At 70.1% G+C, this 10,010-nt stretch carries 13 protein-coding genes; 9 read left to right on the forward strand and 4 right to left on the reverse strand.

Translation table 11 applies throughout. The features are described 5' to 3' along the window. Window positions 1-424: 424 nt before the first annotated feature. Window positions 425-1,444 carry a hypothetical protein gene (locus QSK30_RS36230; protein ID WP_285509938.1) on the reverse strand — a complete coding sequence of 340 codons (1,020 nt, stop codon included), beginning with the start codon at window positions 1,442-1,444 and terminating at the stop codon, window positions 425-427. Between the two features lie 172 nt (window positions 1,445-1,616). Between QSK30_RS36230 and QSK30_RS36235 the strand changes: the two genes are divergently transcribed. The 4 genes from QSK30_RS36235 to QSK30_RS36250 are packed head-to-tail and all read left to right on the forward strand — an operon-like array spanning window position 1,617 to window position 4,537. Beyond that, on the forward strand, window positions 1,617-2,555 hold the full coding sequence (locus QSK30_RS36235) for an acyl-CoA dehydrogenase family protein (protein ID WP_285509939.1): 939 nt from the start codon (window positions 1,617-1,619) through the stop codon (window positions 2,553-2,555). Next, a complete protein-coding gene (locus tag QSK30_RS36240) occupies window positions 2,549-3,280 on the forward strand; it encodes a PIG-L deacetylase family protein (RefSeq protein WP_285509940.1) in 732 nt (243 codons plus the stop codon). Before QSK30_RS36235 ends, QSK30_RS36240 begins: the two co-directional genes overlap by 7 nt. Next, entirely contained in the window at window positions 3,264-3,872 is a 609-nt protein-coding gene (locus QSK30_RS36245; RefSeq protein WP_285509941.1) for an SAM-dependent methyltransferase, read from the forward strand. The genes QSK30_RS36240 and QSK30_RS36245 overlap by 17 nt, the downstream gene beginning before the upstream one ends. Further along, window positions 3,866-4,537, forward strand: a complete 672-nt coding sequence (locus tag QSK30_RS36250; protein WP_285509942.1) for a glycosyltransferase family 2 protein — start codon at window positions 3,866-3,868, stop codon at window positions 4,535-4,537. The genes QSK30_RS36245 and QSK30_RS36250 overlap by 7 nt, the downstream gene beginning before the upstream one ends. A 173-nt stretch (window positions 4,538-4,710) precedes the next feature. Here the strand turns inward: QSK30_RS36250 and QSK30_RS36255 are convergent, their stop codons facing one another. The 3 genes from QSK30_RS36255 to QSK30_RS36265 are packed head-to-tail and all read right to left on the reverse strand — an operon-like array spanning window position 4,711 to window position 6,306. Beyond that, complete coding sequence (locus QSK30_RS36255; RefSeq protein WP_285509943.1) at window positions 4,711-5,670, reverse strand: NAD(P)-dependent alcohol dehydrogenase; 960 nt, start codon at window positions 5,668-5,670, stop codon at window positions 4,711-4,713. Window positions 5,671-5,692: 22 nt separating this feature from the next. Continuing rightward, entirely contained in the window at window positions 5,693-5,962 is a 270-nt protein-coding gene (locus QSK30_RS36260) for a hypothetical protein (RefSeq protein WP_285509944.1), read from the reverse strand. Next, window positions 5,962-6,306 (reverse strand): ArsR/SmtB family transcription factor, encoded by a 345-nt coding sequence (locus QSK30_RS36265; RefSeq protein ID WP_285509945.1) that lies wholly within the window; start codon window positions 6,304-6,306, stop codon window positions 5,962-5,964. The genes QSK30_RS36260 and QSK30_RS36265 overlap by 1 nt, the downstream gene beginning before the upstream one ends. Before the next feature lie 198 nt (window positions 6,307-6,504). Between QSK30_RS36265 and pqqA the strand changes: the two genes are divergently transcribed. The 5 genes from pqqA (at window position 6,505) to pqqB (ending at window position 9,618) form a co-directional block, all read left to right on the forward strand. Continuing rightward, window positions 6,505-6,633 carry a pyrroloquinoline quinone precursor peptide PqqA gene (gene pqqA / locus QSK30_RS37085; protein ID WP_352231683.1) on the forward strand — a complete coding sequence of 43 codons (129 nt, stop codon included), beginning with the start codon at window positions 6,505-6,507 and terminating at the stop codon, window positions 6,631-6,633. Between the two features lie 72 nt (window positions 6,634-6,705). Then, a complete protein-coding gene (gene pqqC, locus QSK30_RS36275) occupies window positions 6,706-7,398 on the forward strand; it encodes a pyrroloquinoline-quinone synthase PqqC (protein WP_285509946.1) in 693 nt (230 codons plus the stop codon). Continuing rightward, window positions 7,395-7,667 (forward strand): pyrroloquinoline quinone biosynthesis peptide chaperone PqqD, encoded by a 273-nt coding sequence (gene pqqD, locus QSK30_RS36280; RefSeq protein ID WP_285509947.1) that lies wholly within the window; start codon window positions 7,395-7,397, stop codon window positions 7,665-7,667. Before pqqC ends, pqqD begins: the two co-directional genes overlap by 4 nt. Then, window positions 7,664-8,740: a pyrroloquinoline quinone biosynthesis protein PqqE gene (pqqE, locus tag QSK30_RS36285; protein WP_285509948.1), complete on the forward strand. Its 1,077-nt coding sequence runs from the start codon at window positions 7,664-7,666 to the stop codon at window positions 8,738-8,740. The genes pqqD and pqqE overlap by 4 nt, the downstream gene beginning before the upstream one ends. Next, a complete protein-coding gene (gene pqqB / locus QSK30_RS36290) occupies window positions 8,737-9,618 on the forward strand; it encodes a pyrroloquinoline quinone biosynthesis protein PqqB (protein WP_285509949.1) in 882 nt (293 codons plus the stop codon). Before pqqE ends, pqqB begins: the two co-directional genes overlap by 4 nt. The last annotated feature ends 392 nt before the right edge of the window (window positions 9,619-10,010 follow it).

The following is a 10,010-nucleotide window of genomic DNA, read 5'->3' on the forward strand; positions in this document are numbered from 1 at the left end:
ACCTCGACGAGGTCGCCCGCGAACTCAACGGACGACCCCGCCAAACACTCGACTGGTACAAACCCGTCGAAAAGCTGAACGAACTGCTGGTCGAACACGGTGGCGCGATGACCACCTGAGGTCAAGGGCCCCTAGAGCACCGCGGTGGTGAAAAAAGGGCGGGTGAAGGGCATCCCCACCACACGGCAAGTTTAGCGGTGCTCTCCCCCCACACGAAGTGAGTCCACTGAATCGAGCACATTCGTAGCGGGTGTTGCGTTGGGTGGGGCTTGAGATCTAGAGATTGTGTCGGCTTGCTTTGGCTTGGGGCTTGAGATTCAGTAATTGTGTCGGCTTGCGCTGGGTGGGGTGTGGGGTCTGGGGATTGTGTCGGCTTGTGCTGGGTTGGGCTTGGGACACAAGGACTTTGCCGGTTGGGGCTTGGTCAGGAGCTCTGCCGGGATGGGGACTCTGATCCGTTTATGTATCGGGTCAGGGCGTCGGCGACCGTTTCCACGCCCGGCTTCCGCAGTGCCTCGTCGTTCAGGGTGAACCGGTGCACCTGCCCGGACTCGTCCCCCGTGACCGCCATCATCGTCCCATCCGCCCGACGCAAGCGTTCGGTGACGGTCGTTCGGACCAACCCATAATGAGCCAGCATCGGGTGCAACTCGAACGGCCGCTCGATGTTGAACTCGGTTCTCCTGGACTTCGGGCTCAGTGAGATCCCGCCGTCCGCGTGTCGGGTCGGGTTCGCGTGTGCTGCTGCTCGTAGTGCCAGGTAGGTGATCAGTTCGTTGTCCGTGAGAGCGTCGAGCCAGCAGTTTGTGAAAAATTCGACCGGCAGGATCAGGACCTTGTTGCGGGTGCGCCGGGGTGGGCGGTAGTAGGTCGGTGAGCCCGCTGGGTTGTCGGCTGCCTCGTTCAGGAGTCGGAACCGATTGTAATCGCCGTGCGGCTTCACTTCGACTCGTCCGTGTTCGGCGAGTCGGTCCAAGGCACGTTTTATCTGGCGCTCGCGGTTGGCGGCGAGGATCGGGGCGGAGGAGCGGGGGTCTGTGGTGGGTAGTGCCGCGAAGTCGACCCAATCGACGGTGTCGGGGTTGTGCACCGGGAGTCGGGTGCGGCCCGCGGACTCGTAGGCGCGCGGTTCGCGGACCTGGTTCTCGAACAGTGCCAGCAGCAGCACGTGCACGGCGGCGCTGCGGGACGTGCTGATCTCCTGGATCCGGCTGTCCTGCTCGTGGCTCGGGGTCAGTCGGAGCAGGTCCGAGCGGATGGCCACGTCGGCTGCGGGCTCGTGGGCGGGGCTCGGCTGCCAGATCGTCCGGCGCGCCCGGGTCGCCACCTCGATCGAGCCGGTGTCCAGCAGGCTGCGCAGTCTGCTGGTCCGCTTCTCCAACCGGACCCGGACCGGGCCGCCGGGGGACAACCCGGCTGCTCGTGTGGTGGCTCTGCTGACCATGCCGTACCCCCGACCCGAGCCGTGCCCGCGACGCCGTGCTCCCGACCGGGGTGCGTCCCGACTGAACCCGGGCAACCCCCATGTCGCCGCCAACTCCAGTCTAACAGCAGACCACCCCGGTTTCCGCAGCGTGCTGCCGGGGTACACCGCGCCCAGCACTAGGGAGGACGCGTTGGGGACGGTTGTGGCTGCCGCGGTGGAGACCGCTGAGAGGTTTCGCGCCTTGGTGGTGTCCGGGGCGCTCGAACTGCCCCTGCCCGGTCACGGGGCTACCGGGGCTCGGTGGGCCGCGCTCTCGGCCCTGGGTGCGGAGAACCTGACTGTCGCCCGGTTGGCGGAGGGACACACCGACGCCGCCGCGATCCTGGCCGAGTTGGCCGGGGTCACCACCCAACCCGGCACCCTCTGGGGCGTGTGGGCTGCGGCGCCGGGCACGTTGCGGGCCGAGCGAGCGGGTTCGGGGTGGCGGTTGACCGGGTCCCGCAAGTGGTGCTCCGGTGCCTACACCTGCACTGATGCCCTGGTCACGGCCGTCGGCCCGGATGGGCCCGCACTCTTCCACGCGCGGGTCGGCGCCGGTGTCGAGCCGGTGCCCGACACCTGGCTCGCGACCGGGATGGCCGCCAGCGATAGTGGCACAGTCGAGTTCACCGACGCGCCCGCCGAGCCGGTGGGCAGGCCCGGTGACTACACCGCGCGGCCCGGGTTCTGGCACGGCGGGATGGGGGTGGCGGCCGTGTGGCTAGGCGGTGCGCGCGGCGTTGCCCGCGAACTCGACCGGCTTGCCGAGCCGGACGCTCACCAGTTCGCCCACATCGGTGCCGTCGACGCGCTGCTCGCCACGGGTCAGGCCGTGCTGGACGAGGCCGCCCGCCAAGTCGACGCCGGACCCGGTGAGCCTGCTGAGCAGCTCGCGTTGCGGGTGCGGGCGGCGGTGGAGCGGGTGGCCACGGAGGTGCTCGACCGGGTCGGCCGGGCCACCGGCGCCGGTCCGCTGAGCCTGACCGCCGAGCACGGGACCCGGGTCGCCGACCTGCAGGTCTACCTCCGCCAGAGCCACGCCGAACGCGACCTCGCCCGCCTCGGCGAACTCGCCGCCGCACAGTGGTAACCCCCATCGAGGGGCTGGGCACCCCCGAAGCGCTCTGGCGGGCTTGGCCCCAACCCACCACGTGGCCGCGACTGGATCTGGCCGCCGTCAAGCACGTCGTCGTGGTCGCCCCGCACCCCGACGACGAGGTCCTCGGTATCGGCGGCTTGCTGAGCCTGCTGGGCCAAGCCGAGGTGATAGCGGTGACCGACGGTGAGGCCTCGCACCCCGGCTCGACCGTGTACACCCCGACCGCGCTGGCCGCGTTGCGCCGCGACGAGACCCGGGCCGCCCTGGCCGCGCTCGGTCTCAAGTCGACCGTCCACCACCTCGGCCAGCCTGACGGCCGGATCGACGAGACCGCCCTGGTCGAGGAGATCGTCGACCGCCTCACCCCCGACTCCTGGTGCCTCACCACCTGGCGCGGAGACGGTCACCCGGACCACGAAGCCGTCGGCCGCGCCGCCGCGACCGCCTGCGCGCGAACCGGCGCCCGGCTGCTCGAGTATCCCGTGTGGACCTGGCACTGGGCAGTCCCGGACGATCCCAGGGTGCCCTGGGAACAGGCCCGCCGCATCGACCTCCCACCGACGACCGCGGCGGCGAAACGCAGTGCCACCAACGAGTTCGTCTCCCAACTGCACCCCATCGGCCCCGCTCCGGCCGACCGCCCGGTGCTGCCCGCCCACGTCCTCGACCGGCTGCTGCGCGACTGGGAGGTGGTCCTCGATGACCCTGGGGCCTGACTTCTTTCGCCCGCTCTACGCCGTGGACCCGGACCCGTGGAGCCTCGCGAGCCGCTGGTACGAGCAGCGCAAGTACGCCCTGACCATGGCGTCGCTGACCCGCCCGCGCTACCGGCACGTCTTCGAACCGGGCTGCTCGGTCGGCGTGCTCACCGAGCACCTGGCCGCCCGCTGCGACCGCCTGCTGGCCTGGGACCTCGACCCGACGGCCCGGGCCCAGGCAGGCGACCGCGTGCGCACGTGGCCGAACGTGACCGTCCACGAGGGACAGGTCCCGGCAGACTGGCCCGTCGGCCGCTTCGACCTGGTAGTGCTCTCCGAGATCGGCTACTACCTCGGTCCGGACGACCTCGGCCTGCTGGTCGAACGGGCGCACGACAGCCTGGAACCCGGCGGCGAACTCGTGCTCGCGCACTGGCGCCACGAGGTCCCGGACTACCCGGGCGAAGCCGACACCGTGCACGCGGCCTTCGCCGCGCACCAAGGCTTGCGCGCACTGGCCGAGCACCTCGAGGAAGACTTCCGCCTCGACGTCCTCACCCGCACACCACCCGCGCCGCAGTCCGTCGCCGCCAGGGAAGGCCTGTGCTGAACCGGGCCGCGATCGTCGTCCCGGCCCACGACGAGGAACTGCTCCTACCCGCCTGCCTCGACGCCCTGGCCACCGCACTATCCGAAGTGGACTTGCCGGTGTCAATCACCGTGGTCGCCGACGCCTGTTCAGACCGAACCGCAGCCATCGCCCGCGCCCACGGCGTGCGAGTACTGGAGATCGCGGCCCGCAACGTAGGCATCGCCCGAGCGACGGGATTCACCGCGGCCTTGGCCGACGGTGCGGACGGCCTCTGGCTGGCCACCACCGACGCCGACAGCCAGGTCCCGCGCCGCTGGCTCGCCGACCAGCTGACGGCCGCAGCCGACGGCGTCGATGTTGTCGCGGGCACGGTCACCGTGGACAGCTGGGCGGCCAGACCACCATGGCTCCCGGCTGTGTACACGGCTTTGTACGCCACCGACGCACGGCACGTGCACGGCGCCAACCTCGCCTTCACCGCCACGGCCTACCAGTCCGTAGCCGGCTTCGCCCCCCTGGCCTGCGGCGAGGACAACCACCTGGTCGACCTGATGCGCCACGCGCACCTGCGCGTCTGGCACACCGACCACGACCCGGTCGTCACCAGCGCAAGACCCTCCACCCGCTGCACCGGCGGTTTCGCCACTCACCTGGCAGAACTAACGGAAACGGGCGTCGGCTAGGACTTGTGCGCATGAGAGGAACTGTGAAGGGAGAGAGGTGAGTGGAGAGAGATGTGAGTGGGGGAGAGGTATTAGGGGGAGAAGTGTGAAGGTCGCTTTAGAGTTGAACTCGCGATGAGCAACCCCTTCCCAATCGAGCCCCCGGGGCAACGCAAAGGCCCGAGAGGCCAAACTCAGGGCACCACCACAACCTTCCCCCGAGCCCGCCGAGACGCCACATACCCCAACGCCGAACCCACCTCCCCAAGCCCACACCGACGATCCACCACCGCCCGAAGCACCCCACTCCCCAGCAACCCCGCGACAGCTGAGAGATCCTCCACATTCGGCGTAGAAAGCCAAGTCCCCATCCACTGCCGAGAGAACCAAGACTGGATCGCCGCTCCCACAACCCGGTCCATCCCCCCAGTCAACGCCCCACCCTTGGACCCCGCCAACACCAACCTCCCCCGCGGACTCAACACCCGCCGGCACTCACGCAGGGACCGATTGGCCGCTATATCGAACACCACGTCATATTCACCCCCCGCAGTGAAATCCTCACGGGAGTAATCAATCACCTCAGCGCCGAGACCGCGCACCAACTCCACGTTCCCGGGCCCGCACACCCCGGTCACCTCGGCCCCCAAATGGACCGCGAGTTGAACCGCGAACGTACCGATCCCGCCAGAAGCCCCGTTCACCAGCACTTTCTGCCCCGACTCGACACGCCCCCGGTCGCGCAAGCCCTGCAAGGCAACGAGAGCGGCCATCGGCGCGGCCCCCGCCTGTTCGAATGTCACCCCTGCGGGCTTGTGCACCAGCGTCGACGCGCGAGCCACCGCGTACTCGGCGAAGGTGCCCGTACCAGCCCCGAACACCTCATCGCCGACCGCGAACCGGGTGACCCCGGGGCCGACCGCTTCGACGGTGCCCGCCACGTCCTGTCCACGTACCCGCTCACGCGGCCGTCGCAGCCCGTAGGCCAGGCGCACCGCGTAGGGCTTGCCGGTCATGATGAACCAGTCGGCGATGTTGACCCCGGCCGCGTGGACGCGCACCAGGACCTCGCCCTCGCCGGGCGTCGGGGTGTCGATGTCGTCGAGGGACAGGGATTCCGGTAAGCAGTAACGATCCTGGACAACAGCCTTCACAATGGCTCCACAGTGGACTGGCTCAGTCGTCGACCGAGCGGAGGATCTGTTCGATGGCGCCCGCGCGGGCCCGCAGCTCGGCCACGTCGGCCGCGGTGCGCTGCTGGGCGTCGAGGGTGTTCTCGGCCAGCTGCTCGTAGCGGGTGACCAGCTGCCGCAGCGCCCCCTCGTGCTGCGCGCGCAGCGCGGACTTGCGGCTGTCCAGGTAGGACTGGACCAGGTAGAGCACGAAGACCAAGGCCAGGAACGACAGGCCGACGACGGTGACCGCTTGCGGCCAGGTGGTGGACATCAGGGCTGCTCCTCGGGTGCCGGACCCCTCGCCGGGTCCGTTCTGGTCAGGGTCTTGGCGGCCTCGGCCACCGTGGCACCGGTGAGGTGCAGGGCGAAGTCGGTGACCTCGAAGTACTTGACGGCCTTGCCCTCGGCGGAGAGCTCCAGCGTGCCCGCCACGATGCCCGCCGCCTCGAGCCGGCGCAGGTGCATGTGCAGCAGCGGGCGGCTGATCCCGATCACCCGGGCCAGCCTGCTCACGTAGTCCCGCCCGGTGACCAGCTGGGCCACGATCCGCAGCCGCAGCGGGTTCGCCAGCGCCGCCAGCACCTCGACCAGCTCGTCGCCCGTCGGTCCGGCCACCGTCAAGGTCTCCTTAGACGTGTAAGAACTTGCTGACACGTGAAACAGTAGCACGACAGGGCGGAACTGGTAAGAACTCGGGACTCCGTGCGGTTGTCCGGCCGGTGACGGCCTCCCTACAGTCGGTGAGCCACCACCAGGTGGGGCACTCCGGCCGTGTCCTACAGCCTCCGGGCAACCGAGGAAATGAGGAAGCACGTGACCGAGGACCGTGACCGCCAGGGCCGTGACCATCAGGACGGTGACCGCCTGCTCTGGGTGACACCCGAGTTCGCCGAGTTCGACACCCCCATGGAGATCACCGCGTACGTGGCGCGGCAGGACTGACCGGACACCACCGAGGGGGTGCGGGGGTGCGCCCCGCACCCCCGCGGTACCTGGCACTTCTGGAGGTCATCCATGCGGGATTCCCCGCTGCCCCAAGAGGAATTCCTGACCCGGCTCCGTGCGCTCTCGACCCGCTACTGGAGTTCGCACCCGTTCCACCAGCGCATGCACGCCGGCGCGCTGACGCGCGCAGAGCTGCGCACCTGGGCCGCCAACCGTTGGTACTACCAAAGTGTGCTGCCCGCCAAGGACGCGGCGATCGTGAGCAACTGCCCGCTGCCGCAGGTGCGAAGGCTGTGGGTGGACCGGATCGTCTACCACGACGGCGCCGCCGACGGCGAGGGCGGCCGGGAGCACTGGCTGCGGCTGTGCGCGGCCCTCGGGCTCACCCGGGCGGAGGTGCTCGACGAGCGCCACGTCGTGCCGGGGGTGCGCTTCGCCGTCGACGCCTACGTGTGTTTCGCCCGCACCCAACCGTGGGTCGTCGCGGTGGCCGCCGGGCTCACCGAGATGTTCTCCGGGCACCTCATGCGCCGCCGGGTCACCGATGTGCTGGCGCACTACGAGTGGATCACCCCGGCCGACCTCGCCTACTTCACCACCCGGGTGGACGCGGTGGCCGACGAGGGCAAGCAGGCGGTCGACCTGGTGCTCACCCACTGCACCACCCGCGCGCAACAGGACGCCGCGGTCGCCGCGCTGGGCTTCAAGTGCGATGTGCTCTGGTCGGTGTTGGACGCGATCGACCAGGCGGGCCGGACGTGACCGCCGCGTGGGCGCCCCGGCTGGGCCGCGGCGCGCGGCTGGGCTTCGACCACGTCCGCAGGGTCCCGGTCGTGCTGTTCCCCGAGGGTGTGCTCCTGCTCAACGACACCGCGCGGGCCGTCTTGGAGTGGTGCGACGGATCGCGGTCCATCGGCGAGATCGTCGAGGGTCTGGCCGAGCGCTACACCGACGTCCGGGAGGCCGAAGTGCTGGGGCTGCTGGGAGAACTGGCCGACCGCGGCATCGTCACCGGGGCGGTGCGCGGATGACCGCCCCGCCGCTGGGCCTGCTCGCCGAGCTGACCCACCGCTGCCCGCTGCACTGCCCGTACTGCTCCAACCCGGTCGACCTGGTGCCCAGGTCGGGCGAGTTGGACACCGAGCAGTGGCGGTCGGTGTTCACCCAGGCCCGGGACCTGGGTGTGCTGCAGGTGCACCTGTCCGGTGGGGAACCGCTCGCCCGGCGCGACCTGCCCGCGCTGGTCGGGCACGCCTCGGGGCTGGGCTGCTACGTCAACCTGGTCACCAGCGGGCTCGGGCTCACCGAGGAGCGGATGGCGGACCTGGCGGCGTGCGGTGTCGAGCACGTTCAGCTGTCCGTGCAGGCCGCAGATCCCTTGCTGGCCAAGCGAATCGCGGGTGTCGACGCGTTCGAGCGCAAGCGCGCCGCCGCGGCGGCCGTGCACGCGGCCGGGCTGCCGCTGACGGTGAACGTCGTGCTGCACCGGGGCAACCTCGACCAGGTCGGCGCGATCATCGCGCTGGCCGAGGAACTGGGCGCCGACCGGTTGGAACTGGCGAACACCCAGTACTACGGCTGGGCGCTGCGCAACCGCGACGCGCTGATGCCGACCCGGGCCCAGCTCGACGCGGCCGAGCCGGTGGTGCGGGCCGCCCGGGAGCGGCTGGCCGGGCGGATGGCGGTGATCTACGTGGTCGCCGACTACCAGGACCGGTACCCGAAACCGTGCATGCACGGCTGGGGCGCGCGCCAGCTGACCGTCGCGCCGGACGGCACCGTGCTGCCGTGCCCGGCGGCCGAGGTGATCACCACGCTGTCCTTCGACCGGGTGACCACCCGGCCACTGGCCGAGATCTGGTACGAGTCGAGCTCCTTCGACGCCTACCGGGGCGAGTCGTGGATGCGGGACCCGTGCCGGGGCTGCGACCGCCGCGCCGTGGACTTCGGCGGCTGCCGCTGCCAGGCGTTCCTGCTGACCGGGTCCGCGGCGAACACCGATCCGGTGTGTTCCCTCTCGCCGCACCACCACCTGGTACGAGAGGCCGCGGCACCGGTCGCGACCCCGCCGTACCTGATGCGCGAGCTGCCGGTGATCCGGTGAAGGTCATCGTGTTGGGGACGGCCGCGGGCGGTGGCCTCCCGCAGTGGAACTGCGCGTGCGAACTGTGCACCCGTTGCCGCCGCGGCGAACTGGCGCCCCGGACCCAGGACTGCGTCGCGGTGAGCGCGACCGGGCGGGACTGGTTCCTGCTCAACGCCGCACCCGACCTGCGCGCCCAGCTCACCGCCACCGCCGAGCTGGCCCCCGGCCCAGCCCGCAGGCAGACCCCGCTGCGCGGCGTACTGCTGACCGACGCCGAGATCGACCACACCCTGGGCCTGGCCCTGCTGCGCGAGGGGGCGGGGCTCACGGTGTGGGCGCCCGCCCCCGTCCTCGGCGCCCTGTCCACCGCACTGCCGCTGCGCGAGGTCATCGGGCAGTACCACGACTGGGCCTGGCGGGTGGCCGCGCCCGCGTTCACCCTCGACGACGGCAGGCTGGAATGCGCGGTTTTCCCGTTGTCCGGCAAGCGACCCAGGTACGCACAGGCCCAGCCGTCCGCGCCGGACTGGGTTGTGGCCTACCGGATCCGCGACCCGGCCACCGGCGGTGTCCTGGCCTACGCACCCTGCCTGGCGACCTGGCCACCCGGCTTCAGCGAGTTCGTCGCCGACGCCGACTGCACCCTGCTCGACGGCACGTTCCACACGGCGGGGGAGATGTCACACGTGACCGCGAGCGCGACCAACGAGCAACGCCGGATGGGCCACATCCCGATCACCGAGTCCCTTCCACTGCTCAACGGCGGCACGACGCGATGGTGCTACACCCACCTCAACAACACCAACCCGGTAGCCGATCCCGCATCACCCCAACACCGAGCCGTCACCACCCACGGCACCCACATCCCAGCCGACGGCGCCCGATTCACCCTGTGACCCGACTGTCCACTTAAGACTTCCGCAAGGCCCGCCACCATTACTACCACCACCAAATCGCAACGGATAGGCCGACCCGCTGGTACGCAACAAGATCCCGCCCCCGCTGGTTCCGCAGCGAATAGGCCGACCTTGCCGGTACCCAAGTGAATCCCGTCCCCAGCAAACCGCAGCGGATAGCCCGACTTCGCCAGCACCCAAGTGAATCCCGTCCCCCCAGCAAACCGCAGCGGATAGGCCGACCCCGCTGGAAAGCAAGTCCCGCTACGGTTGCTCGATCTAGTGGACTCGCTTCGTGTGGGGGGAGAGTGCCGCTAAACTTGCCGTGGGTGGGGATGCCCTTACCCTGCCCTTTTCTCTCCACCGCGGTGCTCTAGGGGCCCCGCACGAAG

This window comes from Actinokineospora sp. NBRC 105648, assembly GCF_030269645.1.
In the GTDB taxonomy this organism is placed as follows: domain Bacteria; phylum Actinomycetota; class Actinomycetes; order Mycobacteriales; family Pseudonocardiaceae; genus Actinokineospora.